This is a genomic window from Achromobacter sp. SX5, from assembly GCF_056711425.1.
The window spans coordinates 1,215,251-1,235,461 of sequence record NZ_CM160041.1; the positions used below are offsets into that span (position 1 = coordinate 1,215,251).

General features: G+C 69.2%; 19 protein-coding genes. 7 read left to right on the plus strand and 12 right to left on the minus strand.

Annotation, left to right across the window (positions count from 1 at the left end; all coding sequences use genetic code 11):
- Positions 1-8: 8 nt before the first annotated feature.
- Both AC1M14_RS05635 and AC1M14_RS05640 read right to left on the minus strand, forming a co-directional pair.
- Positions 9-1,580 carry a formate dehydrogenase beta subunit gene (locus AC1M14_RS05635; RefSeq protein ID WP_479731179.1) on the minus strand — a complete coding sequence of 524 codons (1,572 nt, stop codon included), beginning with the start codon at positions 1,578-1,580 and terminating at the stop codon, positions 9-11.
- The gene (locus tag AC1M14_RS05640; protein ID WP_479731180.1) at positions 1,577-2,134 is read right to left on the minus strand and encodes a formate dehydrogenase subunit gamma; all 558 of its coding nucleotides are present in this window, start codon (positions 2,132-2,134) and stop codon (positions 1,577-1,579) included. Before AC1M14_RS05640 ends, AC1M14_RS05635 begins: the two co-directional genes overlap by 4 nt.
- Positions 2,135-2,272: 138 nt before the next feature.
- Here AC1M14_RS05640 and AC1M14_RS05645 point away from each other — a divergent pair, with 138 nt between their 5' ends.
- Complete coding sequence (locus AC1M14_RS05645; protein WP_111825686.1) at positions 2,273-3,373, plus strand: substrate-binding domain-containing protein; 1,101 nt, start codon at positions 2,273-2,275, stop codon at positions 3,371-3,373.
- A gap of 7 nt (positions 3,374-3,380) precedes the next feature.
- Positions 3,381-4,484: a GTP 3',8-cyclase MoaA gene (gene moaA / locus AC1M14_RS05650; protein ID WP_111825685.1), complete on the plus strand. Its 1,104-nt coding sequence runs from the start codon at positions 3,381-3,383 to the stop codon at positions 4,482-4,484.
- Between the two features lie 13 nt (positions 4,485-4,497).
- Here the strand turns inward: moaA and AC1M14_RS05655 are convergent, their stop codons facing one another.
- From AC1M14_RS05655 to moaC, 5 genes are read right to left on the minus strand one after another with little or no spacing between them, the layout of a single operon-like run.
- A complete protein-coding gene (locus tag AC1M14_RS05655; RefSeq protein WP_102773734.1) occupies positions 4,498-5,703 on the minus strand; it encodes a molybdopterin molybdotransferase MoeA in 1,206 nt (401 codons plus the stop codon).
- A gap of 3 nt (positions 5,704-5,706) precedes the next feature.
- Positions 5,707-6,228 (minus strand): molybdenum cofactor biosynthesis protein B, encoded by a 522-nt coding sequence (moaB, locus tag AC1M14_RS05660; protein WP_102773733.1) that lies wholly within the window; start codon positions 6,226-6,228, stop codon positions 5,707-5,709.
- Positions 6,225-6,707, minus strand: coding sequence for a molybdenum cofactor biosynthesis protein MoaE (locus AC1M14_RS05665; protein WP_168202168.1), 483 nt, complete (start codon positions 6,705-6,707; stop codon positions 6,225-6,227). Before AC1M14_RS05665 ends, moaB begins: the two co-directional genes overlap by 4 nt.
- Positions 6,708-6,712: 5 nt before the next feature.
- On the minus strand, positions 6,713-6,964 hold the full coding sequence (locus AC1M14_RS05670) for a MoaD/ThiS family protein (protein ID WP_102773731.1): 252 nt from the start codon (positions 6,962-6,964) through the stop codon (positions 6,713-6,715).
- A complete protein-coding gene (gene moaC / locus AC1M14_RS05675; RefSeq protein WP_102773730.1) occupies positions 6,945-7,433 on the minus strand; it encodes a cyclic pyranopterin monophosphate synthase MoaC in 489 nt (162 codons plus the stop codon). Before moaC ends, AC1M14_RS05670 begins: the two co-directional genes overlap by 20 nt.
- A gap of 171 nt (positions 7,434-7,604) precedes the next feature.
- Here moaC and AC1M14_RS05680 point away from each other — a divergent pair, with 171 nt between their 5' ends.
- Complete coding sequence (locus AC1M14_RS05680; protein ID WP_479731181.1) at positions 7,605-11,108, plus strand: DUF748 domain-containing protein; 3,504 nt, start codon at positions 7,605-7,607, stop codon at positions 11,106-11,108.
- A 61-nt stretch (positions 11,109-11,169) separates the two neighbouring features.
- The gene (locus tag AC1M14_RS05685) at positions 11,170-12,048 is read left to right on the plus strand and encodes a dienelactone hydrolase family protein (protein WP_479731182.1); all 879 of its coding nucleotides are present in this window, start codon (positions 11,170-11,172) and stop codon (positions 12,046-12,048) included.
- A gap of 98 nt (positions 12,049-12,146) precedes the next feature.
- Here the strand turns inward: AC1M14_RS05685 and AC1M14_RS05690 are convergent, their stop codons facing one another.
- Together AC1M14_RS05690 and AC1M14_RS05695 are read right to left on the minus strand one after the other, a co-directional pair.
- On the minus strand, positions 12,147-13,001 hold the full coding sequence (locus tag AC1M14_RS05690; protein WP_479731183.1) for a spermidine synthase: 855 nt from the start codon (positions 12,999-13,001) through the stop codon (positions 12,147-12,149).
- Positions 13,002-13,042: 41 nt separating this feature from the next.
- Complete coding sequence (locus AC1M14_RS05695; protein WP_111825680.1) at positions 13,043-13,480, minus strand: hypothetical protein; 438 nt, start codon at positions 13,478-13,480, stop codon at positions 13,043-13,045.
- Between the two features lie 226 nt (positions 13,481-13,706).
- On the opposite strand from AC1M14_RS05695, the gene AC1M14_RS05700 reads away from it, so the two are divergent.
- Complete coding sequence (locus tag AC1M14_RS05700; RefSeq protein WP_102773725.1) at positions 13,707-14,210, plus strand: peroxiredoxin; 504 nt, start codon at positions 13,707-13,709, stop codon at positions 14,208-14,210.
- An 87-nt stretch (positions 14,211-14,297) separates the two neighbouring features.
- Positions 14,298-15,677 carry an MFS transporter gene (locus AC1M14_RS05705; RefSeq protein ID WP_479731184.1) on the plus strand — a complete coding sequence of 460 codons (1,380 nt, stop codon included), beginning with the start codon at positions 14,298-14,300 and terminating at the stop codon, positions 15,675-15,677.
- Between the two features lie 13 nt (positions 15,678-15,690).
- Here AC1M14_RS05705 and AC1M14_RS05710 read toward each other — a convergent pair whose 3' ends face one another.
- The 3 genes from AC1M14_RS05710 to AC1M14_RS05720 all read right to left on the minus strand — a co-directional run bounded on the left by AC1M14_RS05710 (position 15,691) and on the right by AC1M14_RS05720 (position 19,306).
- Entirely contained in the window at positions 15,691-16,557 is an 867-nt protein-coding gene (locus AC1M14_RS05710) for an EamA family transporter (protein ID WP_479731789.1), read from the minus strand.
- A complete protein-coding gene (gene bioB / locus AC1M14_RS05715) occupies positions 16,554-17,570 on the minus strand; it encodes a biotin synthase BioB (RefSeq protein WP_479731185.1) in 1,017 nt (338 codons plus the stop codon). Before bioB ends, AC1M14_RS05710 begins: the two co-directional genes overlap by 4 nt.
- A gap of 242 nt (positions 17,571-17,812) precedes the next feature.
- Entirely contained in the window at positions 17,813-19,306 is a 1,494-nt protein-coding gene (locus AC1M14_RS05720; protein ID WP_102773722.1) for a helix-turn-helix transcriptional regulator, read from the minus strand.
- 242 nt (positions 19,307-19,548) lie between these two features.
- On the opposite strand from AC1M14_RS05720, the gene AC1M14_RS05725 reads away from it, so the two are divergent.
- A complete protein-coding gene (locus AC1M14_RS05725) occupies positions 19,549-20,205 on the plus strand; it encodes a GntR family transcriptional regulator (protein WP_102773721.1) in 657 nt (218 codons plus the stop codon).
- The last annotated feature ends 6 nt before the right edge of the window (positions 20,206-20,211 follow it).

The window sequence follows — 20,211 nt, forward strand, 5'->3', positions numbered from 1 at the left end:
TCTCGGGTTCAGGCCGTGTGAGCGGCGGGCTGGGAGGATTCGATGCCGAAGTCCTGCGGGAAGTGGTTCAGCGCGGACAGCACGGGGTAGGGCGCCATGCCCCCCAGCGCGCACAGCGAACCGGCCAGCATCGTGTCGCAGAGGTCGCGCAACAGGTGCACCTGCTGTTCGCGCCCGGGGCCGCCGGCGGCGATCCGGTCCAGGGTTTCGACGCCGCGCGTCGAACCGATGCGGCAGGGCGTGCACTTGCCGCAGGATTCGATGGCGCAGAACGCCATCGCATAGCGCGCCATGCGCGCCATGTCGACAGTGTCGTCGAAGGCCACCAGGCCGCCGTGGCCGATCATGGCCGAGATCTGCGCATAGGCCTCGTAGTCCAGCGGCACGTCCCATTGCGATTCCGGCAGGTAGGCGCCCAGCGGCCCGCCCACCTGCACCGCGCGCAAGGGGCGGCCCGAGGCGCTGCCGCCGCCGAAGCCGTACAGCAGGTCGCGCAGGGTCAGGCCGAAGGCCTTTTCCACCAGCCCGCCGTGCTTGAGATTGCCGGCCAGCTGGAACGGCAGCGTGCCGTGCGAGCGGCCCACGCCGTAGTCGCGGTAGTAGGCCGCGCCGCGCGCCAGGATGATGGGCACGGTGGCCAGCGAGATCACGTTGTTGATGACCGTGGGCCGGCCGAACAGGCCGGAGACGGCGGGCAGCGGCGGCTTGGCGCGCACCACGCCGCGCTTGCCTTCGATGCTTTCGAGCAGCGAGGTTTCCTCGCCGCAGATATAGGCGCCCGCGCCCACCCGGACCTCCAGGTCGTAGCGGCGTCCGCTGCCGTGCACGTCCCCGCCCAGCCAGCCGGCTTCGCGGGCGCGTTCGATGGCGGCCTGCAGCGTGGCGATGGCCTGCGGATACTCCGAGCGCACATAGATGTAGCCCTGCGTGGCGCCCACCGCCAGGCCGGCGATGGTCATGCCTTCGATCAGCACGTAGGGGTCGCCTTCCATCAGCAGGCGGTCGGCGAAGGTGCCCGAATCGCCTTCGTCGGCGTTGCAGACGATGTATTTCTGGCCGGCCGGGGCCGCGGCCACGGTGCGCCACTTGATGCCGGTCGGGAACGCCGCGCCGCCGCGCCCGCGCAGTCCGGACTCCACCACTTCCTCGACGATCTGCGCCGGCGCCATGGCCAGCGCGCGCTGCAGGCCCTGCAGGCCGCCGTGCGCGGCATAGTCCTCGAGCGACAGCGGATCGGTCACGCCGACGCGGGCGAAGGTCAGGCGCTCCTGTTGCTTGAGATAGGGAATTTCCTCGGTCAGACCCAGGCGCAGCGCGTGCGCGCCGCCGGCCAGCCAGCCGGCGTCGAACAGTCCGGCCACGTCCTCGGGCTGCACCGGGCCGTAGGCGATGCGGCCCTGCGGCGTGGCGATTTCGACCAGCGGCTCCAGCCACAGCATGCCGCGCGAACCGTTGCGCACGATCCGCACGTCCTGGCCGCGTTGCGCCGCGGCGCGTTCGATGTCCAGGGCCACGGCGTCGGCGTCCAGGGCCAGGGCCGCGGCGTCGCGCGGCACATAGATGAGGATGGGGGCGTTCATGCGTCGGCCTCCCGCAGGCCGGCCAGCAGCCGGTCCAGCTTTTCGGGGGTGACGCGGGCCCGGGGCCGGCCGTCCAGCATGACCGCCGGCGACTGCGCGCACAGCCCCAGGCAGTACACCGGCTCCAGCGACACGGCGCCGTCGGCCGAGCGGGCGTGGAAATCGCAGCCCAGCGCGGCGCGCGCGTGTTCGGCCAGGCGTTCGCCGCCCATGGCCTGGCAGGCTTCGGCGCGGCAGACTTCCAGCCTGTGGCGCGCCGGCGGTTCGCTGCGGAAATGCGGATAGAAGGTGATGACGCCGTGGACCTCGGCGCGCGACAGGTTCAGGGCCTCGGCGATGGTCTGCACCGCCTCGGCCGGAATACAGCCCAGTTCGTGCTGCACCGCGTGCAGCACGGGCAGCAGCGGGCCGGGCCGGTCTTTCAGCCGGGCCAGTATGCGGGCGGTGGCCGCGATGGCCGGGGTGGGGGACGCCTGGGCCGCGTCCAGGGCCATCTGGCCGCCGCGGGCGCCGCCGCTGGACGCCAGATCGGATGTTGCCTCGCGCGCTTGCACGTCGGTCTCCTCCTGTATTGCTGTGGTGTGGGGGCCTGTTTTTGAGATTTATATGTTGTTAAAAGCATATAAAACACCAGCCGCCCGCGTTATTTGTGTACTCTAGCCACCTAAACCTGGCTCATCAATAAGAAATAAATGACATATAAGTTTCGCATCGGCCTGCGCCCGCAATGGACGCTGGGCGGCGAGGACGGATCGGCGGCGGTGCCCCTGCAGGACATGCTGGCGCTGCTGGCGGCCATCGACGCCACGGGCAACATCGCCGGCGCCTGCCGCGCCTGCGGGCTGTCGTACCGGCATGCCTGGGGCGTGCTGCGGCGGTTCGAGGACATATTCGGGACCCAGCTGCTCATCACCGCCCGCCGCCAGGGCACGCAACTGGCGCCGTTCGCGCAGCGCCTGCTGTGGGCCAACCGGCGCATCGAGGCGCGCCTCATGCCCACGCTGGAAAGCATGGCCTCGGAACTCCAGGAGGAACTGGAGCGCCTGCTGCCCGAGAGCGGGCCGCACCTGCGGCTGCATGCCAGCCACGGCTTCGCGGTCGAGTCGCTGATGCAGCACATGAGCGGGCGCAAGCCCGGCCTGGAGCTGCGCTACCGCACGGCGATCGAGGCGCTGGCCTCGCTGGAGCGCCACGAATGCGACCTAGCGGGTTTCCAGGTGCCGCAGGGCGAGTTCGAGGCGCCCATCATGGCGCGCTATGCGCAGTGGCTGCACGCCGACGACTGCCTGCTGATCCACCTGGCGGTGCGCAACGCCGGCCTGTTCGTCACGGCCGGCAACCCCAAGGGCATACGCGGCATGGCCGACCTGGCGCGTCCCGACGTGCGTTTCGTCAACCGCCAGATCGGCTCCAGCACCCGCCACCTGGTGGAGCTGATGCTGCAGCGCGCGGGGGTGACGACCGGCCAGGTGCAGGGCTATGACACCAACGAATTCACCCACATGGCCATCGCCGCGCACATCGCCAGCGGCATGGCCGATACCGGCATGGGGGTGGAGACCGCGGCCTGCCGCTTCGGCCTGGACTTCATTCCGCTGGTGCGCGAGCGCTACTTCTTCGCCATCCGCAAGTCGGCGCTGGAGACGGCGGCCATGCAAGGCCTGCTTTCCATCATGCGCAGCCCCGACTACATCGGCTATGTCGGCCAGCTGGCTGGTTATGACGCGCGCGACACGGGACGGCTGCAGACCCTGCAAGAAGCCTTTCCATCGGGGCCGGGCGCCGGGATATGATGCATCCATGAGCAAAGTGATACTCCTTGCCGATCATCGCAACGGCCGTCCGGCCGGCCTCGTCCCCGGAGAACTGCCGCCCGACGGCCAGCCCGCGCTCGACCGGCGCGCGCGGCCGCTGCGCGACCTGCGGATCTCGGTCACCGACCGCTGCAATTTCCGCTGTACCTACTGCATGCCGCGCGAGGTGTTCGACAGCAGCTATACCTTCATGCCGCATTCGGCGCTGCTGTCGTTCGAGGAAATCACGCGGCTGGCCGGCATCTTCACGCAGCTGGGCGTGGAAAAGATCCGCCTGACCGGCGGCGAGCCGCTGCTGCGCAAGCACCTGGAAAACCTGGTGGGGCTGCTGGCCGGGCTGCGCACGCCGCAAGGCCGTCCGCTGGACCTGACCCTCACCACCAACGGCAGCGTGCTGGCGCGCAAGGCCGCCGATCTCAAGCGCGCCGGGCTCACGCGGGTGACGGTCAGCCTGGACGCGCTGGACCCGGCCATGTTCCAGGACATGAGCGACAGCGGCTTCACGCCGGACGACGTGCTGCGCGGCATCGACGCCGCGGCTGCGGCCGGGCTGGCCCCGGTCAAGGTCAACATGGTGGTGCGGCGCGGCCTGAACGACGGCCAGATCCTGCCGATGGCCGAGCGCTTTCGCAACAGCGGCCACATCCTGCGCTTCATCGAATACATGGACGTGGGCAACACCAACGGCTGGAACCTGGCCGAAGTGGTGCCCAGCCGCGAAGTGCTGGACCGCATCGCCGCGGTCCACCCGATCGAGCCGATCAGCGACGGCGAGATGGGCCGCGTGGCCGAACGCTGGCGCTACCTGGACGGCGGCGGCGAAATCGGGGTTATCTCCAGCGTCACGCACGCCTTCTGCGGCGGCTGTACGCGCGCGCGCCTGTCGCCGGAAGGCAAGCTGTTCCTGTGCCTGTTCGCGCACGAAGGCTACGACCTGCGCGCGCCGCTGCGCGACGGCGCCAGCGACGAGGAGCTGGCGCGCATCCTGGCCGGCATCTGGGCCGGCCGCGCCGACAACTACTCGGAGCAGCGCGGCCGCAACATGGCGGACCCGTCGCGCAAGATCGAAATGAGCTATATCGGCGGCTGACGCCGCCGCCGCGCTACGCCAGCCAGTGGCGTAGGTCGTAATAGACTACCCGGTCGCGGTCGTGCACCGGCACGTCCGCGGGCAGCCGGGCCAGGCCGGTGGACCAGGGCATGGAGCTGATCACGCCCGAGCCCTGGTGGCGGTACGGGATCAGTTCGGCGCCGCCGTCCTCGGCCGGGCGGCGCTGCACCCGCAGGAATTCCTCGCGCGCGTCCTGGCGCGGCGCTTCGGTGCGCAGCGGCAGCCGGCTGACCGGCGGGAACAGGGTTTCGCGGCCCTGCATGCGGCGCACCAGCGGCGAGACCAGCATGGCGAACACCGCATACGACGACACCGGATTGCCGGGCAGGCTCACCACGGGCTTGCCGTCTATGGTGGCCAGCGCCACCGGCTTGCCCGGCTTCATGCGCACTTTCCACAGCGCCAGTTCGCCGCCCAGGGTGGCCAGGGCCGGCTTGACCAGGTCGCGCTCGCCCACCGACACGCCGCCCACCGTCAGCACCAGGTCGCAGTCGGCCAGCAGGGTCTTGAACGCCGCCAGCAGGTCCGCCTCGGTGTCGCGCGCATGCAGCACGTGCACCGGCTCGGCGCCCATGCCGCGCGCCAGCGCGGCCAGCATGGGACCGTTGGAGTTGTAGATTTGCTGCGCGGCGCGCGGCTGGCCGGGCTGGACGAGTTCGTCGCCGGTGGTCAGGATGCCGATGCGCAGGCGGTCGTAGACCCGCACGCGGGCCAGGCCCTGCGAGGCCATCAGCGCCACGTGCGCGGCTTCCAGCAGCGTGCCCGCGGGCAGCAGCGGCGCGCCGGCCAGGGTGTCCTCGCCGCGGCGGCGGATGTGTTCGCCCGGCGTGGGGCGGCGCGAGATCTGCACGCTGCCGTCGGCCTCGGCCGCGTCTTCCTGCATGACCACGCTGTCGGCGCCGGCCGGAATCAGGCTGCCGGTGAACAGGCGGATGGCGTGGCCGGGCTTGAGCGGTTCGGGCACGTCGCCGGCGTAGCAGCGCTGCTGGACCGGCAGGCGCGCCTCGGGCGTCCAGTCGGCCTCGCGCAATGCGTAGCCGTCCATGGCGCTGTTGTCGGCCGGCGGAATGTCCACGGTGGCGTCCAGCGCCACGGCCAGCACGCGGCCGGCGGCCTCGGCCAGGTCGACTTCGCTGCTGCGCTGCAGCGGCTGCGCGGCGTGGGCCAGCAGGGTCTGGGCTTGATCGAAATCGAGCATGGGTCAGTCTTCTTCTTCGCGTTTCTTGAATTGCGTGGCGAAATTGCAGGGCCGGTGGCGGCTGTCGAGCTGCTCGCGCAGGATGTGCTCCCAGGCGGTTTCGCAGGCGTTGTTCGAGCCGGGCAGGCAGAAGATCAGGGTCTGGTTGGCGAGGCCGGCGAAGGCGCCGGACTGGACCGCCGAGCTGCCGATCTGGCCGTGCGAGAGCTGGCGGAACAGTTCGCCGAAGCCGGGCACCTCGCGGTCCAGCAGCGGCTGCACCGCCGCCTGGGTCTGGTCGCGCGGGGCGAAGCCGGTGCCGCCGCTGGTGATGATGACCTGCACTTCCGGATCGGCGATCCATTCGCTCAGGATGCGACGGATCTGGTAGCGGTCGTGCCTGACGATGTCGCGCCGCACGCACTGGTGGCCCTCGCGGGCCAGGCTCTGCGCCAGCAGGTTGCCGGAGGTGTCGTCGCCGGCGCTGCGGGTGTCGCTGACCGTGAGCACGGCGCAGGCCAGCGAAACAGGGCGTTCTTCGTTCATGGATGCTCCTTCGTGGCGGGGCTTTCTTCATCCCAGGACTGCGTGCGGTCCTGGTCGGATTGTCGTTGTTCCACCCAGAAGCTGTCGCCGCCCGCGAGGGTCTCGCGCTTCCAGAAAGGCGCGCGGGTCTTGAGCGCGTCGATGATGTATTCGCAGCCCCGGAAGGCGTCGCCGCGGTGGGCGCTGGCGGCCGCCACGAAGACGATCTGCGCGTTGCGCGCGAGCGCGCCCACGCGGTGCACGATCACCGTGCCGGCGAGGTTCCAGCGCGCGCGGGCGGTGGCGGCGATCTCTTCGAGCTCGCGCTCGCACATGCCGGGATAGTGTTCGAGAAAGAGCGTGTCGGTGGGCGTGTCGGGCGCGTAGTCGCGCACGTAGCCCACGAAAGTGACGATGCCGCCCACGCCCGGCCCGGCGCTTGCGCGCAGGGCGGCCGTAAGCGCGGCGCCGTCGAAGTCGGCTTCCTGGACGCTGATCATGGCGTTCAACCTCCGGTCACGGGTTCGAATACGGCGACCTCGTCGCCCGCGCGTATGACCGCCGTGGGCTTGGAGTGGGTCTGGTTGATGGCCAGCTTCAGGCGCGCGGCCGGCGCCAGCTGGGGATAGCGTTCGCCCAGCGCGGCGAGCAGCTGCGCGCCGGTGGATTCGCCCTCCAGGGGCCAGGCTTCGGCGCGCTTGCCGACCAGTTCGGCCACGCGCGCGAAGTACAGAAGATTAATCGTTGCGCCACTCACCGCTTTTTCCTCCCGCCTTGTACTTGAGGCGAACTTGTTCGATCACGATGCCCTTGTCGGCAGCCTTGCACATATCGTAGATGGTCAGCGCGGCCACGCTGCAGGCCGTCATGGCCTCCATTTCGACGCCGGTCTTGTAGCTGGTGCGGCAGGTGGCCAGGATGTCGATGCGGTGCGCCGAGTCGTCCAGCGCGAACTCCACGCCGACGAAGGACAGCGGCAGGCTGTGGCACAGCGGGATCAGCTCGGCGCAGCGCTTGGCGGCCAGGATGGCGGCCACGCGCGCGGTGTTGAGCACCTCGCCTTTGCCCTGGCCCGGCTGGGTCAGCAGGCCGTAGGCCACGGCGTTCATGCGCACGGAGGCGGCGGCGACGGCCACGCGCTCGGTGTCCGTCTTTGCGATGACGTCGACCATGCGGACCTGGCCGGCTTCGTCCAGGTGGCTCAAGGTTGGGGTGGACGTGGACATGGGTATCGGAAGCGAGAATTGTTAATGATTGAAAAGGGCGGCCCCGGCGGGCCGGACAAGGCCGCTGTTGCGCCTATGATAGACGAGCGGTGAAGGGGGCGCGATAATCGCGCCTGTAGTCATTAGAAGGACGGAATCGCACGGCCTTCAATTCGTATCAGGAGACGCGCAATGCCCTTGCGGATGCCAAAACTTCGGTTGTCAGGCCGGGTCGGCAAAATTCTTCTAGGCATTGCGGCATTCATACTCATCCTCTTCGGCGTCGCCGCCTGGCAAGTTCCCAAGGTCCTGGCCGACGTGCTCACGCAGGACGTCTCCAAGATGATCGGCCGCGACGTCTCCGTCGGCAAGATCAGCTTCAATCCCTTCACGCTGACCGTTCGCGCGCGCGACCTGGCCGTGGCCCAGCCCGGCTCGCAAACGCCGCTGCTCACGCTGGCCGAACTCGACGCCAGCGCGGCCTGGACCTCGCTGTTCTGGTTCGCGCCCGTGGTCGACCGCATGACGCTGCGCGAGCCTAACATCGCCATCGTGCGCGAGGACGTCACGCGCTTCAATTTCTCTGACATTCAGCAACGCGTGGCCGAAATGGCGGCCGCCCAGCCCGAAGCGCCGCCCGAGCCCGACGCCGGGCTGCCCCGTTTCTCGCTGAACAACATGGTCATCGAGAACGGCTCCATCACGCTGGACGACAAGGTCACCGGCCGCAAGCAGGTGGTCGACGAACTGGGCGTGGGCGTGCCTTTCATCTCCACCTTCGGCTACGCCACCGACATCGACGTGCAGCCGCGCCTGCACCTGCGCATCAACGGCAGCCCCTTCGACCTGACCGGCGTGGCGCGGCCCTTCGACGTGGTGCCCTCGTCCACGCTGCGCGTGGCGTTCGACGGCCTGCAGCTGGAGAAGTGGGCCGACGTCTGGCCCATGCCGCTGCCGTTCAAGCTGGAAAGCGCGCTGCTCGATTCCAATCTGCAGGTCGTGTTCGAGCAACCCAAGGACGCGCCGCCCAAGATCCGCGTCATGGGCGACCTGGGGCTGCGCCGGCTGGACCTGCGCGACACCGCCGGCCAGGGCCTGGCGGCCTGGAGCGCGCTGACGGTCAGCCGCCTCGAACTCGAGCCCATCGAACGCCGCGTCTACGTGGGCGAGGTGGGCCTGTGGGCGCCGCAGATCCACGTGCGGCGCCAGGCCAATGCGCAGCTGAACTGGCTGGACGTGGTGGCCAAACTCAAGCAGCTCGGCGGCGTCGAGCCCACCGCCACGCCGGTGGCCGACAAGCTGCGCAAGGCCAGCGGCCTGAAGCCGGCCGAGCATCCGGCAGCGCCCGCCGCGGCAGCCGTTGCGGCGCCGGCGGCCACGCCCGCCGATGCCGGCGCGGCGGCGCCGCCCGCCGCCCCCGCCGCGCCGCCCGAACCCGCGGACTGGAAAGTCAATCTGGACGCCTTCAACCTGCACGAGGGCGAGCTGTACGTCAACGACGCGGTCAGCAAGCTGGACTACGTCATGACCGGCCTGGCCGCCACCGTCGAAGGCGTGGCGCTGCCGCAGGTCGAGGGCGAGCCCATCAACCTGTGGCTGACCATGGACAACAGCACCGACGGCGGCTGGCTGCGCGCCAAGGGGCCGCTGGTCATCAAGCCGCTGTCGCTGGAGCTGGGCGTGCGGCTGGGCAACGTCGCGCTGGCGCCGCTGGCGCCGGCCGTGCGCAACGCCGCGCCGATCGCGCTGCTCGACGGCCGGCTGGCCGCGGCCGCGCAGGTGCACGTGCGCGAGCAAAACGGCGCGGTCGATGCGTCGGCGACTGGCGTGCAGGCCGACCTGACCGGCTTCAAGGCGCGCGACGAATCGCTCAAGCCGGCGCTGGACCTGGCGCTGCAGAGCCTGCGTGTCACCGCCGACCGCCTGGCCATGGGACCGGGCCAGAGCAATTTCACGCTGGCCGCGGCCGGCGTCCAGGGCAACGGCAAGCTGGACCTGAAGGGCGTCTTCACGCCGCAGCCGCTGACGGTGAAGACCGCGGTGGACCTGTCGGGCCTGAACGTCGCCACCTTCGCGCCGTACGCGGCCTCCAGCCTGAACGCCACGGTGCGCGCCATCACGCTGGGCGCCAAGGGCAATGCGGAATTCGCCGCCGCGGCCGGCAACGCGCCCATGAAGGCCGGCTGGAAGGGCGGGGTGGAAATCACCGACGTGGACCTGCAGGACCGCGTCAACAACGACGACTTCCTGAACTGGAAGCGGCTGGGTTTCTCGGGCATGGACATCTCGGTGGCGGGCGACAAGATCGGCGCCAGGCTGGGCGACATCGCGCTGGAGGATTTCTACGGCCGGGTGCTGCTCAATGCGCAGGGACGGCTGAACGTCATGGACCTGGTGGCCGCGCCCGGCCAGGCCGGCGGCTCGATCACCCAGGACACGCAGACGCCGGGCCGCAACAAGGCCCCGCCGGCGGCGGCGCCGGCCAAGGGCGGCGCCAGCGCCATGCCCGACATCGCGGTCAACAGCGTCACGCTGAACCGCGGCCGCATGACCTTCACCGACCGCTTCGTCAAGCCCAACTACGTGGCCGAGCTGTCCAGCATCGAAGGCTCGATCACGGCGGTGTCCTCCACCAATCCGCAGCCCGCCAAGGTCAAGGTCACCGGCCGCGTCTACACCACGGCGCCGCTGTCGATCAGCGGCATCGTGCAGCCCTTCGCCAAGTACCTGACGCTGGACCTCAAGGCCACGGCCAAGGGCGTGGACCTGCCGCGCTTCAACACCTATTCGGCCAAGTACGTGGGCTACCCGATCAAGCGCGGCAAGCTCTCGGTCGACCTGGAATACAAGATCAAGGACCGCGCGCTGCAGGCCACCAATCACGTCATCCTCAACCAGCTGACCTTCGGCGACAAGACCAACAGCCCCGACGCCACCAAGCTGCCGGTGCTGCTGGCGGTGGCGCTGCTGAAGGACGCGCGCGGCAATATCGACATCAACCTGCCGGTGTCCGGCTCGCTGGACGATCCGCAGTTCTCGGTGGGCGGCATCGTGGTGCGCGTGCTGATGAACCTGGTGGTCAAGGCCGTGACCTCGCCCTTCAGCCTGCTGGCCTCGGCCTTCGGCGGCGGCGAGGAGCTGTCCTACGTGGAGTTCGCGCCCGGCAGCGCGGCGCTGACCGAGGACAGCGTGCAGCGCATCGACACGCTGACCAAGGCGCTGGCCGACCGCCCCGCGCTGAAGATGGACATCAGCGGCCGCGCCGATCCCAAGACCGACATGGAAGGCCTGCGCCAGGCCTGGGTCGACGGCCAGATCCGCGCCGCCAAGGCCGCCGACACGGCCCCGCGCGGCAAGAAGCCGAATCCGGCCGGCGTGCAGGTGTCGGCCGCCGAGCGCGCCAAGTACCTGGAAGAGATCTACGACGACACGGACATCGAGGACAAGCCGCGTAATTTCATCGGCATCGCCAAGTCGGTGCCGGCCGAACAGATGGAAGCAATGCTGCGCAAGGCGGCGCCGGTGGGCGAAGAGCAGTTGCGCCAGCTGGCCGACGCGCGCGCGCAGGCAGTCTACGAGAAGTTGCAAGCCCAGGAAGGACTCGCGGATCGGGTGTTCATCGTTGCGCCGCAACTGGACGCCGACGGCATCAAGGACGAGGGCCTGCCCTCGCGCGTGGACTTCTCTCTGAAGTGAACCCGGCTGGCCGCGAGGGGCGCGCCTGCGCCCCGGGCCGGCCTTTGCCAGGAGATGCTCGATGAAAGACCAGGACGCGCAGTTCGACAGCCTGCTTCCGCCCCTGCGGCTGGACCGGCGGGGATTCATCGCCACGTCGGTGGCGGCGGGATTCTCGCTTGCGGCCGGCCAGGCCGTGGCCCAGACCGCGATTTCCACCGACGCCTCCGGCCTGACCGCCGGCAGGATCGACGTCCCGGTGAAGGACGGCCGCATGCCGGCCTACCGCGCGGCGCCGCAGGGCAAGAAAAACCTGCCCACGCTGCTGGTGGTGTCGGAGATTTTCGGCGTGCACGAGTACATACAGGACGTCTGCCGCCGGCTGGCCCACCAGGGCTACCTGGCCGTCGCGCCGGAATTGTTCGCGCGCCAGGGCGACCCGTCCAAGTACACCGACATTCCGAAGCTGCAGGCCGAAGTGATCAGCAAGGTGCCGGACGCCCAGGCCCAGGCCGACCTGGATGCCGCGGCCGCCTGGGCCGCCGCCAACGGCGGCGACCCGGACCGCCTAGGCATACTGGGGTTCTGCTGGGGCGGACGCCAGGTCTGGCTCTACGCCGCCCACAACCCCAGGCTGAAGGCCGGCGCCGCGTGGTACGGCCAGCTTGGCGGCGAACCCAGCGAGCTCAAGCCCCGCTCGGTGCTGAGCCTGGTCAAGGACCTGAAGGCGCCGGTGCTGGGCGCCTACGGCGGCAAGGACGCCGGCATCCCGCAGACCGACGTGGACCGCATGCGGCTCGCCCTGGCCGAAGGCCCCACGCCGGCCAAGGCCTCGCGCATCGACGTCTACCCCGACGCGCCGCACGCCTTCCACGCGGATTACCGCCCGTCCTACCGCAAGGCCGAAGCCGAACAGGCCTGGACCCGCATGCTGGACTGGTTCAAGCAGAAGGGGCTGTAGGATGGGTGCAGCGCGAGACGCTCCAGACAAGAACACGCGCGCTGGATACTTGAGTGCTTGCTTAAGAATTCTCGCGCTGCACCCATCCTACGCCCCGCTCAATCCCGCAACAACTCCACCCCTTCCACCGCCACCAGGGTCGAGCCATACCGGTCCAGCGCCCGCTCCGGCTCGACCCCGATGCGGCCCAGCGCGCCACGCCATCGCGCCGCGTTCGCGGCCAGGACATCGCGCCCCGGCAGCGGCCCGCGCGCCGCCACGATCACCCGGTTCGATTCGCGCAGGTTGAAGAAGGTCCCGAACACGGCCGCGTACGTGGCCGATTCCCGTTCGTACAGCCGGCTGTTGGTGAAGGTGTTGGCGACCACGACGCCGTCGTCCGTCAGGATCGCCTTGACGTGCTCCAGGAATTCCACCGTCATCAGGTGTTCGGGGATGTAGTCGACGTCGAAGGCGTCCAGCATCACCATGTCGTACAGCCGGTTCTCGCGATGCGCGCGTTCGATGTAGGCGCGGCCGTCCTCGATGTGCAGGCGCTGGCGCGGACCTTCGCGGTAGCCGAAGTAGGCGGCGGCGACCTTGCCGACCGCGGGGTCGATTTCCACGGTGTCGATGACCGCCTCGGGCAGCAGCCTGGCCAGGGTGTTCTGCAAGGATGCGCCGCCCAGGCCGACGATCAGTATGCTGGCCGGCGCCGGCTTGGCGTACAGCGCGCTCATCATCATGCGGGTGTAGGAGAACACCAGCTTTTCGGGGTCGGCCAGGTCCATGCAGGTCTGGCGGCCGAAGTCCACCATGGTGTTGAAGTTCATGCAGCGCTCGCCGTTTTCCTCGAACACCAGGACCGCGCCGAAGCGCGAGCGTTCGCTGTGCAGCAGTTCGGCGCCGGCCTGCACGCCGGAATGGAAGAGGGCGGCAAGGCCCAGGAACGAGGCGCAGAGCAGGCGGAGCATAGGAAGTGCCATCGATGGGGATGGCACATCATATCGCCCGCCTACTTGGCGTCTTCTCCCGGCAGGCCGTCGTTGACCTCGGCCAGGGCGTTCTTCATGTCCTCGTAGCTCATGACGCGTTCGTTCTGGAAGCCGCCCAGCACGCCGCGGCAGCCGTCGACGCCGGAACGCTTCATGTCGTCCATCATGGTCTTGCCCTGGGCCTGCCCCTTCTGGAATTCGGCGTCGTACGCGGCCGCCGAAAAGCCGTATTCCTGGGCGTACTGGAGCAGGTTCTTGCGGGAGTTGGACTGGTGCTGGGCCAGGTCGGGCTCGGAGGCGCCGCAGGCGCGGGCCGCGCCGTTGGAGGCGCCGGCGGCCATGACGAAGGAGTCGTACTGGATCTGTTCGCTGGCGTCGGGGGCCGCCCAGGCGGGGGCGGTCCATAGGGGAGCGGCGGCGCCCAGCGCCCAGGCCAGGCGGGTCAGGATCTTGCGCATCGGTGAATCTCCGCGGGCGTGGGTGTCTGTCACACGAAAATATCCCGCATATTATGACAATCAGCCGTTTCGAGGCCATGTAGGGGCGGTATAGAGTCGTATCAGACTGTGCATCTTCTTTTCCCCGGCCGGGCTTTGCAGCGCCCGGGCCGCGCAAGAACTATGATGGAGCCTGCGGGGCGATTCCGCCCCCGAAGCCGTATCCCTTTACCCCTGGAGATTCCCCATGACGATCAAAGTCGGCGACCGCGTGCCCGACGGCACCCTGACCGAATTCATCGAGACCGAAACCGCCGGCTGCTCGCTGGGCCCCAACGCGTTCCAGGTCGCCGACCTGGTCCGCGGCAAGACCATCGCGCTGTTCGCCGTGCCGGGCGCGTTCACGCCCACCTGCTCGGCCAAGCACCTGCCCGGCTACGTGGAGCAGGCCGACGCGCTCAAGGCCAAGGGCGTCGATGAAATCTGGTGCGTGGCGGTCAACGACGCCTTCGTCATGGGCGCCTGGGGCCGCGAGCAGAAAACCGACGGCAAGGTCCGCATGCTGGCCGACGGCTCGGCGCTGTGGACCCAGGCCCTGGGCCTGGAGCTGGACCTGGTCCAGCGCGGCATGGGCGTGCGCTCGCAGCGCTACTCGGCGCTGATCGTCGACGGCGTGGTCAAGCAGCTGAACGTCGAGGCGCCCGGCAAGTTCGAAGTCAGCGACGCCGCCACCATGCTGTCGCAGGTCTGACCCCCCAGCCGTTTCCGTTTTACCGCTCGACGCCGCGGGCCGCCTTTGCGGCCCGCGGCGCTACCGACAGCAGCGGTCGCCGACGCCATGCTCGCCACCCTTTCCTCATTCTCGTCGCTGTATTTCGCGACCTTGCTGATGCTGATCGGCACAGGTCTGTTCAACACCTACATGGGCCTTCGGCTGACCGCGCAATCGGTCAGCGAGGTATGGATCGGCGCCCTGATCGCCGGCTACTACCTGGGCCTGGTGTGCGGGGCCCGCCTGGGCCACCGCCTCATCATCCGCGTCGGCCACATCCGGGCCTTCGTCGCCTGCGCCGCCATCGCCACCAGCATGATCCTGGCCCAGACGCTGGTCGAATCCATGCCGCTGTGGCTGGTGTTCCGCGTCATCTCCGGCATCGTCATGGTGACCGAATTCATGGTCATCGAGAGCTGGCTCAACGAGCAGACCGAAAACCACCAGCGCGGCCGCGTGTTCTCCGTCTACATGGTGGTGTCCGGCCTGGGCACGGTGCTGGGCCAGCTGGCCCTGACCGCCTACGCCACGCTGGACCTGCGCCCGCTGACCCTGGTGGCGATGTGCCTGGTGCTGTGCCTGGTGCCCATCGCCGTCACGGCCCGCTCCCACCCGCCCACGCCGCTGCCCGCGCCGCTGGACATCCGTTTCTTCATGCAGCGCGTGCCGCTGTCGATGACGGTGCTGTTCGTGGCGGGCAACCTGTCCGGGGCCTTCTACGGCCTGGCGGCGGTCTACGCCGCCAAGCACGGGCTGTCCACCTCGCAGGCGGCCATCTTCGTGGCCGCCGCCGTGACCGCCGGCCTGCTGTCCCAATGGCCCATGGGCTGGCTGTCCGACCGCATCAACCGCGCCGGCATGATCCGTTTCAACGCCTTGCTGCTGGTGCTGCTGCCCATCGTCATGTGGGGCTGGATCGCGCTGCCGTACTGGGCGCTGGTCGCCATGTCCTGCATCTTCGGCGTGCTGCAGTTCACGCTGTACCCGCTGGGCGCGGCCTTCGCCAACGACCACGTCGAGTCCGAACGCCGGGTCAGCCTGTCGGCCGTGCTGCTCATGACCTACGGGGTGGGGGCCTGTGTCGGCCCCATGATCGCCGGCGTGATGATGTCGATGGCCGGCCCCAGCATGTACTACGTGTTCATATCGGCCTGCGCCGTGATCCTGGTCTGGCAGGTGCGTCCCACGCGCGTCACCGGCGCGCACCAGGTGGAAGAGGCGCCCACGCACTTCGTGCCCATGCCCGACACGCTGCAGAGCTCGCCGGCGGCGGCGGTGCTGGACCCGCGCGTCGATCCCGAGAACGACATCGCCATGGAGATGGTGCAGCCCGATCCGTCGGCGGCCGTTCCGCCCGCGGAACCGGCTGCGGCGGATGCCGCCGAAGCCGCTTCGGACGAAACGGCCGAGCCCGGCGACGAACGCGAGATCCGCACCGGCACCTGAATCCTGCCCAGGGTCACCAGGGCGCCATCAGCACGATGGCGGCCAGGGCCAGGGCGATGCCCAGCAGGTTCAGGCGCGACAGCGGCTCGCGAAACGCCAGCGCGCCGACCAGCGTGCCCAGCGTGACGACCCCCATGTTCATCGACGCGAACACCAGCGCGGGGTGCTCGGGCAGCGCCTGGTGCGCGCGGATATAGGTCAGGATGTTGCCGAAGTTCGCCAGCCCCAGCGCTACGCCGGCGGCCAGGTGGCGGGCCTCCCAGCGCGTCCGCCGCAGCAGATGGTAGGCCAGCATCAGCAGGCCGGCGATGACGAAGGCCAGCAGCAGGCCGCCCGCGAACGCGGTGCCGGCGCGCGCCATCTGCTTGAACAGAATGTCGATGACGCCATAGCCCAGCCATACCGCCAGCGGCCACAGCCAGGCCGCGCGGCCACCGCCGGGGCCGTCCTCGGCCGCGGGCGGGGCGCGGCGCAGCAGGCAGTACAGCGCCCCGGCGGCCAGCAGCGTCGCGCCCAGCTTGCGGGCGCTGGGCGGTTCGCCGAACAGCAGGAAAGCGGCCAGCAACGGAATGAACAGCGACAGCCGCTGCGCGGCGTCGCTGCGCACGATGCCGGCATGGCGCACCGCCTGCGCCATGGCCAGGAACACGCTGGGCAGGAGCACGCCCAGCGCGGCCAGCACCAGCCACGGCGTGCGCGGAGCCAGCAGCCCGGCGGCGTCCGGGCGCAGCACGGCCCAGCAGAGCAGGGCGGCGACCAGGTAATTCATGGCGATGGCCTGGCCCACGTCGATCCGCCAGCGCCGGGCCAGCTTGAGCAGCACGGCCACCGTCACGCTGCATGCGACGCTGGCCAGCAGGTACAGCAGGCCGGGCGTCAGCGGCACGCCGAGGGCTCCCCGTCGTGGCCGGCCGCGTCCACGCGCATGCCCAGGCGCGCCAGCAGGCGCTGGTCGGCTTCCATCTGCGGGTTGGCGGTGGTCAGCAGCGCGTCGCCGTAGAACATGGAATTGGCCCCGGCCATGAAGCACAGCGCCTGCAGCGCGTCGTCCATGGTCTCGCGCCCGGCCGACAGGCGCACCGCGGCGCGCGGCATGGCGATGCGCGCCACCGCGATGGTGCGCACGAACTCGAACGGGTCCAGCGCGTCCACGCCGGCCAGCGGCGTGCCTTCCACCTGGACCAGGTTGTTGATGGGCACGGATTCGGGGTAGGGGTCCATGCTGGCCAGCTGGGCGATCAGGCCGGCGCGCTCGCGCCGCGATTCGCCCAGGCCGACGATGCCGCCGCAGCACACGCTGATGCCGGCCTCGCGCACCCGCTCCAGCGTGTCCAGGCGGTCCTGGTAGGTGCGGGTGGAGATGATCTTGCCGTAGAACTCCGGCGAAGTGTCCAGGTTGTGGTTGTAGTAGTCCAGGCCGGCCTCTTTGAGCTGTTCGGCCTGGCCCTCGCGCAGCATGCCCAGCGTGACACAGGTCTCCAGGCCCAGCGCCTTGACCGCGCTGACCATCTCGGCCACCGCGTCCAGGTGGTGCGGCTTGGGGCTGCGCCAGGCCGCGCCCATGCAGAAGCGCTGCGCGCCGCCGGCCTGGGCCTGGCGCGCCGCGGCCACCACGTCGGCCAGCGGCATCAGCTTGTCGGCGTCCAGGCCGGTGTCGTAGTGCGCCGACTGCGGGCAGTAGGCGCAATCCTCGGGGCACCCGCCGGTCTTGATCGACAGCAGGCTGGAGAGCTGGATGACGTTGGGGTCGAAATGGGCGCGGTGCGTCTGCTGGGCGCGGAACACCAGGTCCATGAACGGCAGCTCGTAGAGCGCCAGGATGTCGGCGGCGCTCCAGGCGGCGGGGGCGGCGGGCCGGGCGGGAGTCGGGACGGGAATATAGGCGGTCTGCATGAACGGGCTCCTGTCGGTCTGGCGGAATCGAGCCGCTTGCTGGGCAAGGGCAGGTCCGGCGGATCGTAAGAAGCCGCGCAGGGTTTGCGCAATCGGCCTGGTATGGAAGAAATTAGCTGCTGATTGATGTATTTTTGGCGGAAATTAGCGGATTTTGGCTTGCCGCTTCCGTTAACTCGGCCGCATCTTCGGCGACGCGCCCGGGCCGATTATTTTGCATCTAATTGTAAATAACCCGGACCTCATTCCGGGCGCCGCCTGTCGGCCTTGCGGGCCGATTCATGCCCGGTGATGCCGCGGTCGCGCGCCCAGACGATGGCGGCGCTGCGGCGGTGCACGCCGATCTTGCTGTAGATGGTGGCCACGTGGTTGCGCACCGTGTTGCGCGACAGCTTCAGGGTCTTGGCGATGCCGTCGTCGTCATGGCCCTGGCACATCAGCCCCAGCACCTCGCGCTCGCGCGAGGTCAGCTGCGCCAGTTCGGCGACGTCGCGCGTGGCGGGAGCGGGTTGGCGCAGCTGCGCCAGTTTCTCGATGATGCCGCGGCTGAACCAGGAGGTGTCCTGCATGACGGCCTCGATGGCGGTCAGCAGTTCGGTCTCGGAGCGCTTGCGCTCGGTGATGTCGTGCATCACCACCAGCAGGCGCCGCTGGCCGCCGATCATGACGGGCTCGGCCGAGACCAGGCAGTCCAGCTGCCCGCCGTCATGCGTGAGCAGCGCGGCCTCGCGGTTGCGCAGGCTTTCGCCGCCGCGCAGGCTGGCGGCCAGGCCGTCGTAGGACTGCAGGCCCAGCTCGGTCAGCGCCTGGCCGACGCTTTTTTCCGCGGGCACCCCGGTGGCCGCCACGCAGGCGTCGTTGACGTCCAGCACGCTCAGGTCGTCGGCCTCGCACAGCGCCATGGGCACCGGCGCCAGGCGGAAGGCCTTGGAGAAGCGCTCCTCGCTTTCGCGCAGGGCCAGTTCGGTGCGCTTGCGGGCCTCCAGGTCGATGAAGGTGAACAGCATGCAGGGCTCGCCGTTCATGTCGATGGGCTGGCCGGCCACGATCACGAACTTCTCGCCGCCGTCGGCCAGTTTGACCACGCCTTCGCGCTGGGGGATGGTCCGGCCCTCGTCGAGCCGGGCGACCGCGGCTTCCTTGTCCTCGCCGCCGTCCAGCACGTCGAGCTCATAAGTGGACTTGCCCAGCACGGTATCGCGCGTATGGCCGGTCATTTCCAGAAAGCCCTGGTTGACCTTCACGTAGCGCAGATCGGCCAGCCGGCAGATCAGGGCGGGAGCGGGATTGGCGTTGAAGGTGCGCTCGAAGCGCTCCTCGGCGTTGATCTGTTCGGTCTGGTCGTGCAGGATCAGCACGCGAAAGCCCGCGCCGTCGCCGTTTTCCAGGTTCAGGCCGCGCGCGCGCACGTTGCGCAGGAATTCCTCGTCGTCCTTGCGCCGCAGGTCCAGCATCAGTTCCTCGAACGGCTCGGCGGCGGCCAGGCGGTCCAGCGGATACTGGCGGGCAGGCAGGCGGTGATGGTTGCGGTAGGTGAGGGTGTAGCGCTTGCGGTAGCCGGCGGGCGTTTCGCCCAGCTCTTCGAGCTTTCCGGCGCCGTGCAGGGCCAGGGCGCTGTCATTGGCCCAGGCGATGGCGCCATTGGATTCCAGCAGAATGATGCCTTCGTTCAGGCCGGCGATGATGTCCTGCAGATGCTGTCGGTGCGCATGGGGCGCGGCGGCTTTCGCGGTCACGTAGTCCTCTTCATTTCGCAGGGCACGAACGTAAAGGATGACGGCGCGGCCCGCTGCTGTCCAGATGGCGAAACGGACGAGTCTGCGCGTACCGGGCGCAGACCCGGCAGGCTTTTCGGATAGGCCCGTGCGGCGCGGTCCCGAATCTAATATACTCAAAAAATATTAACGATCCGTGCAGCGAGCTTGCCGGCCGGCGCGGCGCGGCCGCGGCTGTTGCAGGGATTCTGGTCATCATCGCCATGAAACAAGCCCCGCCCGTCGTCAAAACCCGCGCGACCGAAGCCGCCTACGATGCGATCGAACAGATGATCGCGACGCTCAAGCTCGAACCCAACCAGCCCATCGTCGAAAGCGACCTGATCCAGATGACCGGCCTGGGCCGCACGCCCATCCGCGAGGCGCTGATGCGCCTGGTGGCCAGCGGCCTGATCGAGCAGCAGCCGCGCCGCGGCCTGCGCGTGAGCGAAATCCGCATCGCCGAGCACCTGATCCTGATCGAAACGCGCCGCGTGCTGGAGCGGCTGATCGCCATGTCCTCGGCGCGCCGCGCCACGCCGGAGCAGCGCGCCAAGCTGCTGCAGCATGCGCATGACATGGTCGACGCCGCCAGCCGCGGCGACCTGGCCGGCTACATGCACGCCGACCAGGCCCTGGACCGGGTCAACCACGAAGCCAGCCGCAACCCCTACGCGGTGCAGGCCATCATTCCCATGATCATCCAGTGCCGGCGGTTCTGGTACGCCTTCCAGCACGAAGGCGACCTGGAGCGCGGCGCCCAATGCCACCTGATGGAGGCCGAGGGCATCTACGCCAACGACCCCGAGCGCGCCATGGCCGGGGCCGACGCGCTGATGAGCTACCTGATGGAATTCACCCACACGGTGATCGAAGGGTGAGAAAGC